This window comes from Pseudoalteromonas sp. 31A1, from assembly GCF_011378815.1.
GTDB classification, from domain to species: domain Bacteria; phylum Pseudomonadota; class Gammaproteobacteria; order Enterobacterales; family Alteromonadaceae; genus Pseudoalteromonas; species Pseudoalteromonas arctica.
The window spans coordinates 93691-111684 of the sequence record NZ_WTKY01000013.1 but is presented as its reverse complement, the minus strand read 5'-3'; the positions used below and the strand labels follow the sequence as shown (position 1 = coordinate 111684).

At 37.6% G+C, this 17994-nt stretch carries 12 protein-coding genes; 1 reads left to right on the top strand and 11 read right to left on the bottom strand.

Annotated features, from left to right (window positions below; genetic code table 11):
* From accD to GQR52_RS13090, 6 genes are all read right to left on the bottom strand, one after another.
* On the bottom strand, nt 1-876 hold the full coding sequence (accD, locus tag GQR52_RS13115; RefSeq protein ID WP_007376856.1) for an acetyl-CoA carboxylase, carboxyltransferase subunit beta: 876 nt from the start codon (nt 874-876) through the stop codon (nt 1-3).
* A gap of 140 nt (nt 877-1016) precedes the next feature.
* The gene (truA, locus tag GQR52_RS13110; RefSeq protein WP_007584098.1) at nt 1017-1814 is read right to left on the bottom strand and encodes a tRNA pseudouridine(38-40) synthase TruA; all 798 of its coding nucleotides are present in this window, start codon (nt 1812-1814) and stop codon (nt 1017-1019) included.
* A gap of 148 nt (nt 1815-1962) precedes the next feature.
* Nucleotides 1963-6765, bottom strand: coding sequence for a FimV/HubP family polar landmark protein (locus GQR52_RS13105; protein WP_165728734.1), 4803 nt, complete (start codon nt 6763-6765; stop codon nt 1963-1965).
* A gap of 354 nt (nt 6766-7119) precedes the next feature.
* The gene (locus GQR52_RS13100) at nt 7120-8136 is read right to left on the bottom strand and encodes an aspartate-semialdehyde dehydrogenase (RefSeq protein WP_007586655.1); all 1017 of its coding nucleotides are present in this window, start codon (nt 8134-8136) and stop codon (nt 7120-7122) included.
* 48 nt (nt 8137-8184) lie between these two features.
* Nucleotides 8185-9306: a 4-phosphoerythronate dehydrogenase gene (locus GQR52_RS13095; protein ID WP_165728733.1), complete on the bottom strand. Its 1122-nt coding sequence runs from the start codon at nt 9304-9306 to the stop codon at nt 8185-8187.
* Nucleotides 9307-9571: 265 nt separating this feature from the next.
* Nucleotides 9572-11794: a TonB-dependent receptor gene (locus GQR52_RS13090; protein ID WP_024594059.1), complete on the bottom strand. Its 2223-nt coding sequence runs from the start codon at nt 11792-11794 to the stop codon at nt 9572-9574.
* Between the two features lie 408 nt (nt 11795-12202).
* Here GQR52_RS13090 and GQR52_RS13085 point away from each other — a divergent pair, with 408 nt between their 5' ends.
* Nucleotides 12203-12793, top strand: coding sequence for a LuxR C-terminal-related transcriptional regulator (locus GQR52_RS13085; RefSeq protein ID WP_010553852.1), 591 nt, complete (start codon nt 12203-12205; stop codon nt 12791-12793).
* Here GQR52_RS13085 and GQR52_RS13080 read toward each other — a convergent pair.
* From GQR52_RS13080 to GQR52_RS13060, 5 genes are all read right to left on the bottom strand, one after another.
* A complete protein-coding gene (locus GQR52_RS13080; RefSeq protein WP_165728732.1) occupies nt 12783-13634 on the bottom strand; it encodes a hypothetical protein in 852 nt (283 codons plus the stop codon). The genes GQR52_RS13085 and GQR52_RS13080 overlap by 11 nt on opposite strands.
* A complete protein-coding gene (locus tag GQR52_RS13075) occupies nt 13624-16032 on the bottom strand; it encodes a fimbrial biogenesis outer membrane usher protein (protein WP_165728731.1) in 2409 nt (802 codons plus the stop codon). The genes GQR52_RS13080 and GQR52_RS13075 overlap by 11 nt, the downstream gene beginning before the upstream one ends.
* Before the next feature lie 2 nt (nt 16033-16034).
* On the bottom strand, nt 16035-16676 hold the full coding sequence (locus GQR52_RS13070; RefSeq protein ID WP_231609639.1) for a hypothetical protein: 642 nt from the start codon (nt 16674-16676) through the stop codon (nt 16035-16037).
* 74 nt (nt 16677-16750) lie between these two features.
* Entirely contained in the window at nt 16751-17449 is a 699-nt protein-coding gene (locus GQR52_RS13065; protein ID WP_165728729.1) for a molecular chaperone, read from the bottom strand.
* A gap of 56 nt (nt 17450-17505) precedes the next feature.
* Entirely contained in the window at nt 17506-17982 is a 477-nt protein-coding gene (locus GQR52_RS13060) for a hypothetical protein (RefSeq protein ID WP_024594053.1), read from the bottom strand.
* Between the last annotated feature and the right edge of the window lie 12 nt (nt 17983-17994).

Below are 17994 nucleotides of genomic sequence, written 5' to 3'. Positions count from 1 at the left end.
TTACGCTACTCTATGCTCTTGTTCCGTAGAAGGCAAGTTCATAAATTTAGCTAAAATGCGTGCAAGGGTATCGCGCATTTCACGGCGGTCAATAATCATGTCAATTGCACCATGTTCTAGCAAAAATTCACTACGCTGAAAACCTTCAGGTAATGTTTCGCGAACAGTCTGCTCAATAACACGAGGACCTGCAAAACCAATTAACGCTTTAGGTTCAGCAACGTTAATATCACCCAGCATAGCAAGTGATGCAGATACACCACCCATTGTCGGGTCGGTCATTACTGAAATAAATGGAAGACCTTTTTCCGTCATTTTTGCAAGTGCAGCACTTGTTTTAGCCATTTGCATAAGCGACATAAGCGCTTCTTGCATACGTGCTCCGCCTGATGCAGAAAAACAAATAAGCGGCATGTTATGCTCTAAACATTGATCAACAGCATCAACAAAGCGAGCGCCAACAACAGAAGCCATTGAACCACCCATAAATGAGAACTCAAATGCTACCGCTGCCACTGGAATACCTTTTAATCGGCCTTTCATAGCGACAAGTGCATCTTTTTCACCACTTGCTTTTTGGGCTGCACTGATACGGTCAGAGTACTTTTTAGAATCTTTAAACTTAAGAATGTCTTTAGGCTCATGTTGTGTACCAAGCTCTTGACGATCACCTTCATCTAAAAAGTGCTCTAGGCGCTTACGGCCACTAACACGCATGTGATGGTCACACTTAGGACATACGTTTAATGACTTTTCTAATTCAGCTTTATATAAAATTGAATCACACGATGTACACTTAGCCCAAACACCTTCTGGGATTTCTTTACGACCTGATGATTTTGTCGTTTTAGGTAAGATTTTTTCTAGCCAACTCATTTGCAACTCTCTTAATACTGTTCTGTGTCGCGAGCCTGCTAATAGCAATTAGCAGACAAATTTTTTCAATTAAAACATGAATTACACTAACGCGGTATAAAAAACTGGTCTTAGTAGTTAAAAGTGCTCATAAAAAGTACTTATACCACATCTATATCAGGCAAAAATAAAGGGCCTAAAGGTGTTTGAGGAATATTAAATTGCTCAGGGTAGTCAACATCCACTAAATACAAACCAGCAGCCTTAGCGGTAGCACTGGCCTTTGCGCGTTCTTTACAATCAAGTAGCTCTTTTATCCATATAGGTTGTTGTTTATGTAAACCAACATCCATTAAGCTGCCTGTGATATTACGTACCATGTGATGTAAAAATGCATTCGCTTTAATATCAATAATAACGTAAGTACCTTGGCGCTGTACCGACAGATGATGAATTGTTCTTGTCGGTGTATTCGCTTGGCAATGTATCGCTCTAAAAGAGGTGAAATCGTGTTTACCTATTAAGTACTGACACGCCTCTTGCATCTTTGTTTCATCAAGATGATGATGAAAATGCGTAACCCCCTCGTTTAATACCGCACCTCGTAGGGGGGAGTTATAAATAACATAGCGATAACGACGAGCTGTAGCACTAAAACGGGCATGAAAGTCATCAGCAACCGGTTGGGCAAAGCGAATAGCAATATCTTTAGGCATTAAAGTATTCATACCTAGTGTAAATGCGACCATATCGCGATCGGCTTGCGTTTCAAAGTGTATTACTTGGCCTGTACCGTGCACACCAGCATCTGTACGCCCTGCACATATAACTTCAACAGGATGATTACAAATACGCGACAACGCTTTTTCTACTTCTTGCTGTACGCTATTTACATGTGATTGACGCTGCCAACCACTATAACGTGCGCCGTTGTATTCAACTCCAAGTGCTACTCGCATAATTACCGTTTTACCTACTGTGCTAATGAACGAGGCATTTTATGCTATCTAACGATGCAATAAAAGGAGACCTGTCGTAATCAAACCAATACACATAAAAAAACCCGTATTTAGCTAAGCTAGATACGGGTTCTTATAAACATTTTAATTATTTTAGTTTAGCTTTTAAGCTAAGTGCTTCCTCTTGAACTTCTTCAGGACCTTTGTTAATGACATCCTCAATAACTTTAAGCGCAGAATCAAAATCATCAATTTCAATATAAGCACGCGCTAAATCAAGTTTAGCTGAGTAGCCACCACTTTCAGCATCAACATCCGTTGGGTTATCACCGGCAAGTAATGCATCAAACTCACTCAAACCGACATCCATATTAACGTCGGTGTAAGGTTCGTGTTCAAGTTCAGCGTCGTCACTTTCTTCTAATAATGAATCAATATCTACAAATTCGTCATTATCAAGTTGCTCAACATCACTACCTTCAACAAGTGACTCTTTTGTAGTTAATGAATCATCTGTCTCTAAGTCTTCTTTTAGCAAGCTGTCAAAGTCAACATCAAATTCACTGCTGTCATCAACACTTAAGTCTTCAGGCTCTGCTAACTCACTAAGTAATGAATCAAAATCAGTTTGCGTCAAATTCGACATAAACTCTTCATCAAGTTCGTCGTCAGAGCTAATATCAGTGCTACCCACTTCATCTAAGCTTGTTAACTGTGCTTCGCGCTCTGCATTTGTTTGCTCTTGCGATTCGTCTGATAACTCATCAGTTAGCGCTTGCTCTAAACTATCTTCGTCAAATTCAGCATCTAATTCAGAAAAATCATTTTCAATTAAAATCTCATCATCAAAATCATTTTCTAAACTATCTAAATCAGCATCTGCCATAAGTGCGTTTGCTAAATCTTGCTCAGCTTGGCTGGAAGCGACTCCCGGTGCCTCACCATCTAAATCATCCCCTTGTAATTCTTCAGGGGTAAATGGCAACTCACTTTCTAATGTTTCTTGAACTTCATCAAGGTTAAGAGGTTTGATGTCATCTTCAATACTTGGTGGTTCAACAGAATCAACCTCATTATTAATTTCTTGAAGTAAATCATCATCAAGCGATTCGTCTACAATCTCAGTTTCTAATTCAGAGAAGTCATTATCAATTAATAGTTCATCATCAAAATCATCTTCTAAGCTATCTTTAAAATTATCTAAACCAGCATCTGTCATAAGCGCATTTGCTAAATCTTGCTCAGCCTGACTAGAAGCTATTCCCGGTGCCTCGTCATCTAAATCATCCCCTTGTAATTCTTCAGGGGTAAATGGCAACTCACTTTCTAATGTTTCTTGAACTTCATCAAGGTTAAGAGGTTTAGTGTCCTCTTTTAAACTTGGTGATTCCGCAGATTCAATCTCATCATTAATATCTTGAAGTAAATCATCATTAAGCAACTCATCTTCAGTTTCTAATTCAGAGAAGTCATTATCAATTAAAATTTCATCATCAAAATCATCTTCTAAACTATCTAAATCACCTTCTGCCATAAGCGCATTGGCGAGATCTTTCTCTGTTTGACTAAGTGCTACTGCATTTTCATCACCCGATGCATCGTCTTTAAGCTCTTGTGGCTCAAACGAAGGCTCATCCTCTAATAATGATTGAGCATCGTCTAATTCAAGTTCAGGGTATTCATCTAACTCTTCACTTGGCGTTACAAGTTCGCTATCAAGCTGCTCTTCAATTTCAGTAAGATCTGAGTCATCGTCGCCCGCTAGCGGATCGTCACCAAGATCAACTTCTATTTCTTCAAGATCATCATCAAGCTCATCTAAAGACCAATCAGGTGTTTCTATATAGTCGTCATCAGTGGCCTGTTGTAGCTCACTTAAAAGCTCATCAACGCTCTTTAAAGTATCATCTGTGTATTCTTCAAGTGCATCTTCAGGATCAAGAAGCGACTCTGATGTGTCTGAAAAATCATCAACCGTTACATCTATAAGTTCTGGCTCTTCTTCAAGCTTAGGCTCTTCTGCAAGCTCTGGCTCTTCTTCAAGTTCTGGTTCTTCTTCAAGCTCTGGTTCTTCTTCAAGCTCAGGCTCTTCTACAAGTTCTGGTTCTTCTTCAAGCTCTGGCTCTTCTTCAAGCTCAGGCTCTTCTAAAGGCTCAAGTTCTTCTTCAAGCTCTGGCTCTTCTTCAAGCTCTGGCTCTTCTTCAAGCTCTGGCTCTTCTTCAAGCTCTGGCTCTTCTTCAAGCTCTGGCTCTTCTTCAAGCTCTGGCTCTTCTTCAAGCTCTGGCTCTTCTTCAAGCTCTGGCTCTTCTACAAGTTCTGGTTCTTCTTCAAGCTCAGGCTCTTCTAAAAACTCTGGCTCTTCTTCAAGCTCTGGCTCTTCTTCAAGCTCTGGCTCTTCTTCAAGCTCTGGCTCTTCTTCAAGCTCCGGCTCTTCTTCAAGCTCTGGCTCTTCTAAAGGCTCAAGTTCTTCTAAAAGCTCTGGCTCTTCTTCAAGCTCTGGCTCTTCTTCAAGCTCTGGCTCTTCTTCAAGCTCCGGCTCTTCTTCAAGCTCCGGCTCTTCTTCAAGCTCTGGCTCTTCTTTAAGCTCAGGCTCTTCTTCAAGCTCAGGTTCTTCTTCAAGCTCAGGTTCTTCTGCAAGTTCAGGCTCATCGTCAAGCTCGGGTTCTTCATTTAATGATGAAGCAAGCGACTCAATATCATCAACATTTAATTCTTCTTGAGCATCTGCTAAATCCTCAACTGAGTCTGCTAATGCATTATCAATTTCTGAATCTCTTACATCTGAATTTTTTAGTTCATCATCAATTAGGTTATCTATGTCGTCTAAATCAAAATCATCGCTTTGTTCAACTAATGAATCATCTACAGTATCTACTGCAGCCTCATCAATTAAGCTATCTATGTCGTCTAAATCAAAGTCGTCACTTTCCTCAACTAATGAATCATTTGCAGTATCCACTGCTGCCTCATCAATTAGGTTATCTATGTCGTCTAAATCAAAGTCATCACTTTCCTCAACTAATGAATCATTTGCAGTATCAACTGCTGCCTCATCAATTAAGCTATCTATGTCGTCTAAATCAAAGTCGTCACTTTCCTCAACTAATGAATCATTTGCAGTATCAACTGCTGCCTCATCAATTAGGTTATCTATGTCGTCTAAATCAAAGTCATCACTTTCCTCAACTAATGAATCATCTGCAGTGTCAACCGCTGCTTCATCAATTAAGCTATCTATGTCATCTAAATCAAAATCGTCGCTTTCCTCAACTAATGAATCATCTGCAGTGTCAACCGCTGCTTCATCAATTAAGCTATCTATGTCATCTAAATCAAAATCGTCGCTTTCTTCTAGAAGTTCATCTTCGTCGAGTAACTCTGCATCAATTGAGTCATCTACCACATCACTTTTTGGGTCATTCGCTTCATCAATTAAGCTATCTATATCGTCTAAATCAAAGTCGTCGCTTGTATCAAGTTCAGCTGAAGTGTTATTTGAGGTATCTAATTCTGTTGATGTTTGATCTAATAATTCATCTATATCAAAATTATCATCATCTGCAAGCTCTTCACTTAATGCCGCCATTTCATCATGGGATTCTAAGCTATCATCTTCTAAAGCTTCGTTTGTTTGCACTGCATCAAACTCAGGTAGACTGTCATCTTCATCAAACAGGCTATCTAAATCGTCATTAGTTAAAATCTCATCATTGTTTATTGGTTCATCAGATACGTCTAAATCAATATCCTCTAAACCTTCATCTGAAGGCTGATCAAACCCTTGCTGCATAAAAATATCGAGTTCATCATCGTCATCGGTATTTTCATCATCAAAAACAATGTCATCACTTAGTAGACTTTCAAGCTCATCCTGATCGAGTAAATTCTCACCACCTGAAAAATCATCTAGGCCGTCATCTAAATCATCATCAGGCAACATATCATTTTCGAGATTATCATCAAGTTGAACACTCAAGTCATCTAAAGGGTCGGGTACAATTGGATCGTCATTTAAACTTGGGCCTAAATCATCATCGCCAGTGTAAATTGGGGTTTGTGGTAAAAAGTCATCATCGTTTTGTGGCTCTTCTTGATTACTTGCTCGTTTGCGTAAAAACATAACAATTGCAAAAATAATCAGTAGCCCAGGAATAAACATTAATAAACCCAGCACTATCGGATTTGAAAATAATGAGCTTAAATCAAACGATTCTTTTGGTACTATCTCTTGTTTTTTTTGTTGTGCAATAATCTCGTTTTGCTTAACAATTAGTTCTTTTAATTGATTTTGAATCTCACTGTCTTGTCCTAACTGTAAGCGTAAGTTTTCGAGTTCGTTTGAAATACCTGATAATTGTTTTTTAAGATTATTATTCTCAACTAAAATTTCTTCTACATTACCTACAGAGTTCTTAAACTGTTGTTGTAACTCAACCAGCTTGGTACTTTGCTCTGTTTTCATTTCATTTAATTCTTTCTGTATTTCTTTTTTAGCATCATCTACGTCAATTTTACGTGCTTGAGTTACTTTGGTTTGCGCTGAGTTAATTTCACTTTGTGTAAGCGTGCCATTTTTTTTCTTTTCCCATAACGCATCATCTTGCTCTGAGCGTTGTTTTGCAAGCTGTGTATTTACACCTTTTATTTCGGCTAAAGTAGGGATTTTTAAATAGGCACCATTTTGAATATGATTAAGATTTTGTTCTAAAAATGAGTTGGGGTTTTTGTTATACAAGGCCTGCATAACTTGATAAATGCTGACGGAGTTATCTGGGCGCACTTTAGCCGCTATACGCCAAAGTGTGTCTGTTGGTTTAATTGGCCCAATAGATCGCCCTTGCGCACCATAGTCAACGCCTTTAGGCCCCTTTAATTGGGTACTGTCTTGAGAGTAAACTGGCGTTACTATCAATGCAGACGCTAATATAATAAGTGTAACTAAACCGCGCATGCTGATCCTTTAATATTTAAATATTAACAAAACACTTAAAGCTTAAGTGCATAAATATTGTTGATTATTGCTGTTATCAGCCAAATGACTGACTCGCATTTATTATTACAATCTATTTTTATTGCAAGCTCTATTCCAATTACAAACTATAAACCAGTTAAGGCTTAATATCCATCGCAACACCTTGAAAATAAATGCCTTAAAACATCTTTATAAATATTAATTTATTGAGTGTTATCAATCAGTTTTTATACTTTTAAAAATAAACGGCAAAAAACTGACAAGCTCTATAAACAAAAAGCGGCAAACAAATAATGTTTACCGCTTCTAAAATGTGTTCAGCGCTATTAACTATTACATGTAATTAGCAATAAGCTCTTCTGCAATTTGAATACTGTTAGTTGCAGCACCTTTGCGAGTGTTATCACTTACAACCCACATGTTTAATCCATGAGGATGAGAAATATCAGCACGTAATCGGCCTATATAAACAGTATCGTTACCACTAGCGTCAGACACTGCTGTAGGGTAATCACCTTCATCATCAATTAGCTCGACACCAGGCGCGTCTTTTAAAAGTTGCTTAACGTGTTCAAAGTCATAAGGCATGCGCGTTTCAATATTAATTGATTCTGAGTGACCAAAAAACACGGGAACACGTACACATGTAGGATTTACTGCAATAGTGGTATCACCCAAAATTTTATGAGTTTCATTTACCATTTTCATTTCTTCGCGTGTATAGCCATTATCCTCAAAGCTATCAATTTGAGGAATAACGTTAAATGCAATTTGCTTCGGAAATACTTTATTATCCATAGGGCGTGCATTCATTAAATTAGCTGTTTGCTTTGCAAGTTCATCAACCGCCTCTTTACCTGCACCCGATACAGCTTGGTAAGTAGATACATTTATACGGTCTATTCCGTACGCATCATAAATTGGCTTAAGTGCTAACATCATCTGAATAGTTGAACAGTTAGGGTTAGCAATAATATTACGGTTTCTAAAATCAGCTAGGCTTGAAGCATTAACTTCTGGCACGACTAAAGGAATTTCGAAGTCATTTCTAAAGTGCGATGTATTATCGATTACAATACAGCCGGCATCAGCAGCAATAGGAGCATATTTTTCAGATACACTACCACCAGCAGAAAACAAACCTATATGCGCTTGGCTAAAATCAAAGCCTTCAACGTCAAGTACTTCAATGGTCTCACCACGAAACTTTATGTCTTCACCTGCGCTGCGGCTGCTCGCAAGTAAAAAAAGCTGATCTACAGGAAACTTACGATCTGCTAGCGTTTCAATGATTTGACGGCCTACTAAACCAGTAGCGCCAAGTACGGCAACGTTATATTTTTGCGACATATTTCTTCCTCTATAAACGACATTAAAACAACATCGTTAGTTAAATAATTATTTAGCTATGCTAAAGCCAAGTTGACTAAGTGCTGCTAGTTGTGGGCTATCACCTTGTAGGAATAAGGTGCTAAATTCTCGCCTTACCGGATAGTTTTTACGTAAACTATCAAAGCCCTCACCTTCTAAATGACGAAGTAAAATTCCGTCATCGCGGCGTACGTCATAAATTAAATGCACCAAACGGGCAATATCTTGCTCGCTTAGGCTTTGCGTAACAGTTGCATTTGTAATAGCAGGTATTGGTAAAAAATCATCCAACGATTTACTCACTTCTACACCTTTTAGGTCACACAATTTTTGATACAACATTTGTGTACCTCGTGCTTTCCCCTCAAGTGTATGCCCTGCGATATGCACACTGGCATAACGCACATGCTCTAGTAATTCAGTTAGAATATTGGGCTCTTTTTCCCATACATCAAGTACTATATCTAAATCAGCCCCAGCTTCCATTACCTCAAGCAATGCTTGGTTATCAATTACATCGCCTCGGCTTGCATTAATTAGCGTGGTTCCTGGTTTAAGTGCTTGTAATCGCTCTTTATTCATCATGTGCAGCGTTTTGTGCTCGCCACTTTTAATAAGTGGAACATGAAAAGTAACAACATCTGATTGCGCTAATAACTCATCAAGCGCTACATGCTCTTGTAGTAAGCCCTGTTCGTGCTTAATTGGATCGCATAACAGTACGTCGACATTTAATACTTTTAATTTTTGCGACAAACACGTGCCAATGTTACCCATTCCTACAATACCAATTGTTTGACCACACAATGGGCGCGCATTTTCTTGGCTTAATGCAAATAAACTACTAATTACATATTCAGCTACAGCGACGGCATTACAACCAGGAGCACTGGTAAAAGCAATATTTCTATCATGTAGTAATTGCGTATCAATATGGTCAATGCCAATTGTGGCAGTGCCCACAAAGCTCAGCTTGTTAGCTTGTGCCAATAGTTCATGATTAACATTAGTCACTGAACGAGTAAGGAGTACATCTACATTTATTAATTGTTCAGGCATTAATTTACGACCATCAAAACGCTCAACCTCACCAAAGTCTGCAAAGTACTGCTCAACTAAAGGCATATTTTGATCGGCAAGAATTTTCATCACTGAGTCCGTTTGGCAATTAAGTGGCGCCATTGTAACGAACAACCAAGCCTTTACACAAACTAAAAAGGCGCATTTTAGCTGATACAAATACTTAAAAGTGGTTATGTTGATTGTTTTAAATCAGCAATTTAAATTAGGGATTTAAATTATGTGGATAATAATTTTACTATTGAATATAGTAAGGCCGAATCACAGCATGATTCGGCCTTTATTATGAAAAATAAACGTCAATTACATTGAATTTTATTTACTTGATTTTAGTTTATAGCTCAAAATCTTTTTTGAATTTCAAACCAAATTCACTGCGGTCATTACTACGCATTACACCAACAAAACCTGATTGTTGTAGGCGACCAACATCGTAAACTTCGTTTAGAACGTTTTCACCATACAGTGTAACTTCCATATCGCCATATGGATTAGTGTACGAAATATTAAAACCAACTAGTTCACGAGAATCAATGGTCTCACTTTGGTTGTAAACTGATTGACCTTGCATTTCACTGCGATACGAATAATTAGCATTAAACGCAAGTGTTGCGCCACTCTCTAAATCCATAAAGTAAGAAGGTGCAACCATGACAGTCCAGCGTGGTGTCAGTGCTGGTGAATCGCCTTTACCTATGCCTTGTACACCCTCAGCCACTTCTGTTATTTCAGAATCTAAATAACCAACTGCACTACGAATAGTAAAGTCATCGGTAATAGCAACGATTGTTTCAAGCTCAATACCTTGCGCTTTAGATTGACCTGCATTTTCTACAATTGTTACAAAGCCACCACCCGCTGTTGGATCTGAAAACGGCAATGCTAAATCGGTGTAATCAGTCACAAATACCGCAAGCATCATAGATACATTTTCGTGTACTTGGCCTTTTAAGCCCATTTCGTAGTTAATCGCTTTTGTTTCGTCAAACGATACAAATTGATCTGGTCCACCAAATGGACGCGGTGGAAAACCACCTGTTTGATAGCCTTTTTGAATCTGGCCATAAACATTCATATTATTGCTAAGCTGATAAGATGCATTTACATCCCACGTAACCGCATCAAAATCTGCACTTACATATTTACGAGTTGGAAATGATGGGAATATAGCATTTGCATCTTTTTCATCTTTTGAATAACGAAGGCCACCACCTACCGTTAAATCGTCAGTTAAATCGTAGCTAGCATTTATATATGCTGCATACGAATTAGTTTCTTGGTTAATTTCAAATTCGCCGTAACCGCCAAATGATTCTGTTACACCATCATTCAACAAGCCATTAGGTGTATTAAATGGGCTAAATACGAACGGGCCTGAACGTGTAAAGCCATCTTCATTAAAAAAGTAAAGACCAGATACAAAGTCCATATTATCGAATGTTGCATTTAGCTGAACTTCAAATGAGTACTGATCAGCACCGCCTTCCTCTGGAAACTCAGACAAGTTTAAAGGTGATGCATCATCATCTAGGCCACCTTCATACTCAGATGTACGGTAGCTTGAGATAAACTTAGTGGTATAAGTATCGTTAATTGCCCAATCGGCTGAAAACGATGTGCCCCAACCTGAGTAAGAGGTAGATTCAATACCCGCAACAGTTGTGCCTAAATCATCAGGGTCTGATGGAATTAAATCTTGAGTCAATAATGGGAAGTCGCCATTAAAAACATCATTTGAGTCTAGTGGGTCTGTCAATTCAATTGTATAAGGCGATTGGCCAGATTCGTTATCAACACCATCTAAAGAAAAAGTGAATGCTAAGTCGGTATTTGCTTGCCATTTAAGTGCAACACGACCACTAAATTCTTCTTCTTCACCAATTTCTTTTTCTGGGTTTGCTAAATTAACAGCTTCGCCCACACCATCACGTGTTTTGTACGATGCACTTGCAGACATACTTACATCATCTGTTAGTGAGTTATTAAAATAAACATCACCGGCAATACGTCCACGACTTCCCAGCTTAGCTGTAGTAGTAACAATCCCTTCATCACCAGGTTGCTTTGTAATTACATTTACAGCGCCCCCTAATGTATTACGACCATATAAAGTACCTTGCGGGCCACGAAGCACTTCAACACGCTCAACATTAGGTAATGATAAGTTAGAACCCATTTGACGACCTAAGTACACACCATCAAGATACACACCCACACCCGGATCGGTAGTTATTATGTGATCTTGCAAACCTATACCGCGGATAAATACAGACGCATGCGCAGAATTGCCCACGCCATAGCGGGTAATATTTAAATTTGGAACATATTTACCAATATCTTCTAGGTTACTCATATTGGCTTTATCAATTAGGTTAGCGCCAATTGAAGTGATAGCGGTTGGAGATTCAAACAGGCTCTCTGTACGTTTACGAGCTGTGACTTCTATCTTTTCAAATGCGTCTTGTTTAGCTGTTTTTTTAGTTTCTTCGGCGTTTACAGAGGTAGTGAGTGCAGCAAAAATTGCTAGACTTAGCTGTGAGAGGTTACGTAATTTCAAAATATTCTCCAAAGGATACCGTGTGATTTAGTTATGCATTTATACTTAAGAGTATAAATTTCAGGCATAAAAAAAGATGCGTAATGCATCTTTCCTCTGGATGGGTATTATATGACAGAATTGTGAAGAAATGTATAAATTATTTGAATAAATGTATAAAGAATAAAAGCAATTTAGACATTGTTAGCTTTAGGTGGATTATCATAAATAAAGAACATTAATATCAACCTCACTAAAAAGCTGTTTTAAAACAAAAAACCGCATAAATACAATTTTAAAAAGCACATAAAACGTACTTTACACATGTACTTTAGTGTATAAAAAAAGAGCTACAACATATTCTCCTATCATTGAAATTAACTAAAAATAAGAATATAGTACTAAAATGTAGTCTATGGATAGAATATTATGAATATTGAAAACACAGCTGATAAAAGCCTCAAATGCTTCACAAATCCAAATTACACTTCACTTTTTTGTGTTGCAGCTGACTTCAACGTTTTACTTGTTAATTATCAAGCTTTAAACGTCATTACCAATTATGAACTTATTAATCAATTCATGCTAAAAAATGGTCACCAAGGACTGGTAATTTTTGATGTCCCAAAAGACTGCGATGTACTAGCATTAAAAGAGTGGCCAAATTTAAAAGGATTGTTTTACGAAGGCACTGACGAAGTACTACTTCAACAAGGATTAGAAGCCATTGAACAAGGAAAGTTATGGTTCCCTCGTGCAGTAACCGATGATTGGATGAGGCAAATGCTAGCGAGTGAACAACAAACTACGCTGCAATCAAACAACTTAACCTGCAAAGAAATGAAAGTATTAAACTTATTATTTTCTGGCTTACATTCAAGTGCAATTGCCGACACTTTATTTATAAGTGAAGCTACTGTTCGCGTTCACCTACACAAGGTTTACCAAAAAATTGCTGTAAAAAATAAGCAACAAGCATTACTTTGGTGTCAAAAAAACTTAAATAGAATTAATAGTTAAGTGGGCTTATTTGAAACCTTATTATGTCAGAATATTCACCGGCAGCTTGCCTTTCAAAATCATTTAGCTGAATTTTTAAAGGTAATAAGTAAACGGTTTGCCCTGAATATGAGAATTTATGTTGTGATACGTTATTTAGTTCAAGCCAACTTCCTGCCAGATCTAGACTGTAATTAATTGCATATTTATCTCTATAGAGACTGTGTATTAATTTACCATTATTATCTGAACTTACAGATAATTGAATATCTGAATTAGTAACAACTTGTAAACTAGGTAACATAGTGTATTCCTTACCCGGTATTAGCTCTCCCAAATTAATAGTATTTGAAAATGTATTATACCCAAGTACAGAAAGACTTGTTCTAGGCACAATATTTTCTTGAATGCTATATTCTCGTTCATCTAACAACTTGCTCCCCTGATCGTATAATTTCATTTGGAGTCTATCTGTATAGACACCAGCTTTAATCGGTGTTCCTGATGGTATTAGTAATGACAATATCGTCGAAGAATTAGTAAAGCTCAACTTTAAAGTTGATGTGCTAACTAACTGACTCTGTATACTTTGCATTTGGTACGGAACACTTTGAAATTGCCCTTTTAACTGAGCTTGGTTCTCACTTGTAATCGCGAGCTGTAATTGACAACTCTCATCATTAATAACGCTTATACGTAACTCTTTCTTAGAGTCTATTTGCTGTAAGGCATGGTAGCTTTCAAAATCATCATAAATATGTTCAACCTTATCGAACCTAGCAGCACATTGCGCATGAATTAAAGGCGTAAAAATAAATAGTGCTAAACCACCCAATAATAAACTTACTTTTTTATTGTACATAAATAGCTCCTTTGCGCTGTAATTGTTCACCTTCAGATACTTCAATCGTAAAATGTGACTTTTCTGCATTCTTAAGTGTAATTTCATAATTACAGGCGGTTAAACCTGTTAATGCAAATCGTCCTTTTTTATTCGTAAAAAATGTATGCTCTTTCTTACTACTATTATCTAAACAAATAGCCGTTCCAACCTGTAACGATAGTGGCTTTTTTTGTTGGTCGTACAGCGTTGCAATGACTGATATGTTAGCGGCAGTCCCTATTGTAATTGCATGACCCGTTCGATAAGGTGAATAAAGAGTAATAATACCAGAACCTATATCATACCCTGGCGCTAAGTTATCAATATCGACTGCAACGTTGGTTGAGGCGTATGAACTTATATCGTTCAATAAAATAGTCTCGAAGTCTTCATTATCTGCCCTATATTCATCTTCATATTGCCCCAATATAACTTTTTTTCCTTTAAGGCTAGAGTGAGGTTTTACTAAAGCGAAGCTATCGTATATGGGTTTCCCAACAGCCCAACTATTATCTGCAAATGCTATACTTGACGCCAAGCTTAATCGGCTCTGATGGTAAGCTGAGTCCTCATTAAATTGCTCGTAAAAACTCCCATGATCAAAGTTCATAACAAAACGATTCGCGTTATATTGAGTATTTAGATCAAAAATAGCTTCATTTTGATCATTTTTTTCAAGCCCAGCTCTTACGTTCAAAGCTCCAACATAGCGCTGATTACTATCTTGAGAGAATTCTAAACGTGTTTTTTCACGCCTAGATTGATGAGATAATTTAGCCCGTCGAGTATTAGAAAACTTATAAGTGACAGACAACCTTACATCCCATTGACTTTCTTCAGCGAGACCCTCCCACTGCCCACCTAAACTATATCTCCATTGGCTATTATAGATCTCACCAGAAAGACTAACCCCAATTGATTTATCAAATTGAGCTTCATCATATGACCTTGATAAGCTTGTAAAAAAAGATGTTTGCGTATTATCGCCCCAAAAAAAACTATAATTAGCCTGAATATAATGCTCTCTTAAGCGAGAACTAGATTGAGAATCAGGCCGATAACCAAGGCCTGTAAAATATCTTGATGAGTATTCATAACCCACCGTAATGTCAGTGTTATTATCACTATGATTTCTATAGTTACTATAAACAATGCGATAAGCATGGCCTGTTTTTTCATTGAAACTTATCGCATTTTCAAACGCAATCTGTCCAATTTTAGCTGCATAAATATTTTTAAAACCAACCTGCTGAGAATACTCATCACCCTGTACTGCCGCACCAGCTGTCCAGCTAGGTGTAATGCCATAATCAAGATAAAAGCTGGCTAGTGGCTCGTCGTAATCATAATCTAGCTCACTACCTAAGCGTGAAGGAACGCCTAAATGAAACTCATATTCAAGTTGCCCTTGAGCAAAAAGATCTAAACCTGTCGTTACGTCAAAATCAACAAAACGCACAACTCCTGCTATATCAGTGATCCTCAAAGTAATATTATTGCTTCCTTCATTAAGGGGGATATCATCAAGAGAATATATACCTGCGGCTAAATTAAGTTTTTGTACTATCCGCTCGCCAACTAACACCTCTACAGAGGATGGACTCTCTAAGGTAAAGCTACGAGAAGCACTGGGTCTGATAGGTCTGTCAGAAACTAGCGAAAAATCATGTGAAAGCGACAAACCTAGTACCCGTGCTGTTGATTGAAAATAACTACCTGAGCTATAATTATCACCGACTGATATACGTAACCCACTAAGCGGTAGGTCATGTATTATACGAGTACCTAAGCGCCTAATATTTGATGAGGTAGGAGCTACTTCAGATAAATACTCCACTTCGTTTTCTAAAACCCAGCCTTCCCAGCTCACTACCATTTCAGAGCGAATAGCTAAGAGCTCATCTGTTGTGTCCTCGCCTTTATCTTGCTGATAAAAATAGCTTGAATAAGCATTAACAAATCCACTTAGTTTAGCGGGTTCCGATGCTGTTAAATTCCTTGAATCAGATTTTAAACTTAGCTGTTGAGGGCGAGTCAGTGTAAGAGGTACTGATATTTCTAAGCTAAAATCACTCATATCGAATGAAATATTATATCCAAATGACTCTAATGCTTTTGTATCAATGACATTCTTATTAACTTTAGACTCTAAAGAATCAAAATCTTCTGAAAATAAAAGTCGTTCGAATGACACTTTAATTTCACTCCATTTGAGTGATAAATTATCATTTGGGTCAACTGCAAGAGTTAATTTACCAATAGCATTTTTATTCAGTTCTGCTTCAACGCTGAGTTCGATGGTTCTTTTAGACGGGTTAATTTTTGAATAACATAATTGAGTAAAGCTCAATAAAAATATGCATAATAAAACTCGCATAACTAGCGAGCCAGCACTAAACGTAGATGATTTAAACTTCCTTCCTGTAAAGATTGTGGCATAGGGACTTTTATGACACTGGTGCTATGAGGAGCAAAAAAAACATCGTATCCGTTTGCTTTTAATTGATCTTTTAAAATTCGATCGCTCAGGGTTTTATTTTTAGTGATTTTTATTTCATAATCACTTAATCGTCCTGCCCCTTTTCCTTCATTTAATACTTCAGTGACGATAAAGCCATCCTCAACATGAGGCTCTTTTATAGTCAGTTTAGGAACTAATCGAGGTTGATCCAAATGAACAATTAAATTTATATTTAACAACATCGTAAGTTGTGACTGTTTATTTATAGACTGGTTTGCAATGGGCTGCTCAATCAAACTAACTTGATAGCTTTTATCTGTACTAGGAAGTTTTTTATCTAACCATCTAAATTGCAACTGCTGGCTTTGCCCTGGTTGCAAAAATAGCGATGGAGGAAAAACCCACAATGGAGAGTCATCTAAAGAAATTAATTTAGGCGTGCCTTGAGAAAAGTCAATTTCGTAAATTTGGATATCAAAAGCAATGTCTCTTGGTAACTGATTGTGAACCAAGCTAGAAGCGTTACTTGAACGACTATCAGGGGAGAAAGTAACCACCATAGGCGTTACTTCTACACCAAAGGTCGGTGCAATTACAATTACATATATAAGAAAGTAACTGCATATCCGCAGCATTAAAAATTGACCTCAAGATCACTGCTTGCTGCATTAAATTTTGTTGGAATTTTTATTGAGACCTCACGGCTAGATTTTGGTAATAAAATTTTTCCAGTCAGTGCTTTACTCAATTTAGCCCCTTCTAATAATAGCTCTTGATCATCGCCTTTAATAAGCCACTGTGCCTGCGATAAGCGAATATATTTATTGCCTGTATTTTCCAGAAGCACATTCCATGTTTCTGTATCTACTTGGCGTTTATTTTTAATTAATAATTTTGCCTCAGCACCTTTAGGCACCACATTAAATAAAGTCCTAAAGCTAACTGACATACCAACGCCTGACTGCCCCGCTTTCTCTAAATCAACAGATACCTGATCAATGGCTACACGGTACGCTTTCGAATTTTCTAATATTGGTTCCCCAATATATCGAACAATTACCGACTGACTTTTCCCGGACGGAATAATTGTAGTCATGGGAATAATTAAAAAGTCTTCTTCATTCGCTTTTAATGTTTCATCACCGTTAGGTGCAATTAGTAAATCAAAAGCTGATATCTCAATAGTTAAAGAACTATCTGAAGGGTTAGATATACGAATTGTTTGTTGTGATTGGCTACCTGATGATTCAAGCTCTGCGACCATTGGTTTAACTTGAAAAGCCAGTGTAGAATAAGAGCTGAGTAAAAGTATCATTAAAAAGATATAACGCATATAGAGTCCCTCCTGCTAAATTAAAAGGCAGTAATTACTGCCTTTTATTATGCTAATTAGTTAGCTGTTATTGCCAACATCAGCGTATCTGCATAAGTACCGGCATAAACGGGTGCTTGTGTTACAGTTAGTAAAATATTTCCAGCTACGCCACCTGCTGCAAGCGTTGGAGAACCAGCACGGCTTTGCGACTCAGATTTATCATTTTGGCCATTCTCAGCCGAAAGCGTAAAATCAAATGTCCCTGCAGTTAACTTGGCAGTGTAGCCGACACCACGATCTTCATGGTCAGCATTTTGCAAGTGCCCTTCAGATGTTGTTAATGACATTGTTGCACCATCAACATCATTACACTGCAAATCAAAGCCTACATTTTTAGTTGCACCATCTGATAATGTTTGAAAGAATTGTGTAGTGTTAATGTTGCTCACCCCACAAATCGATGACACTGCACCACCTACATTTAGATTTTCAGCAAATGCTGCGCCAGATGTTAGAGTTGCGATTGCTGATAACACGATTAACTTTTTCATTTTAATATTCCT

Bases quoted from the DNA above. Each gene is read 5' to 3' on its own strand.
- accD (WP_007376856.1), bottom strand. From the start codon at position 876: ATGAGTTGGCTAGAAAAAATCTTACCTAAAACGACAAAATCATCAGGT.
- truA (WP_007584098.1), bottom strand. From the start codon at position 1,814: ATGCGAGTAGCACTTGGAGTTGAATACAACGGCGCACGTTATAGTGGT.
- GQR52_RS13105 (WP_165728734.1), bottom strand. From the start codon at position 6,765: ATGCGCGGTTTAGTTACACTTATTATATTAGCGTCTGCATTGATAGTA.
- GQR52_RS13100 (WP_007586655.1), bottom strand. From the start codon at position 8,136: ATGTCGCAAAAATATAACGTTGCCGTACTTGGCGCTACTGGTTTAGTA.
- GQR52_RS13095 (WP_165728733.1), bottom strand. From the start codon at position 9,306: ATGAAAATTCTTGCCGATCAAAATATGCCTTTAGTTGAGCAGTACTTT.
- GQR52_RS13085 (WP_010553852.1), top strand. From the start codon at position 12,203: ATGAATATTGAAAACACAGCTGATAAAAGCCTCAAATGCTTCACAAAT.
- GQR52_RS13080 (WP_165728732.1), bottom strand. From the start codon at position 13,634: ATGTACAATAAAAAAGTAAGTTTATTATTGGGTGGTTTAGCACTATTT.
- GQR52_RS13075 (WP_165728731.1), bottom strand. From the start codon at position 16,032: ATGCGAGTTTTATTATGCATATTTTTATTGAGCTTTACTCAATTATGT.
- GQR52_RS13070 (WP_231609639.1), bottom strand. From the start codon at position 16,676: ATGGTGGTTACTTTCTCCCCTGATAGTCGTTCAAGTAACGCTTCTAGC.
- GQR52_RS13065 (WP_165728729.1), bottom strand. From the start codon at position 17,449: ATGCGTTATATCTTTTTAATGATACTTTTACTCAGCTCTTATTCTACA.
- GQR52_RS13060 (WP_024594053.1), bottom strand. From the start codon at position 17,982: ATGAAAAAGTTAATCGTGTTATCAGCAATCGCAACTCTAACATCTGGC.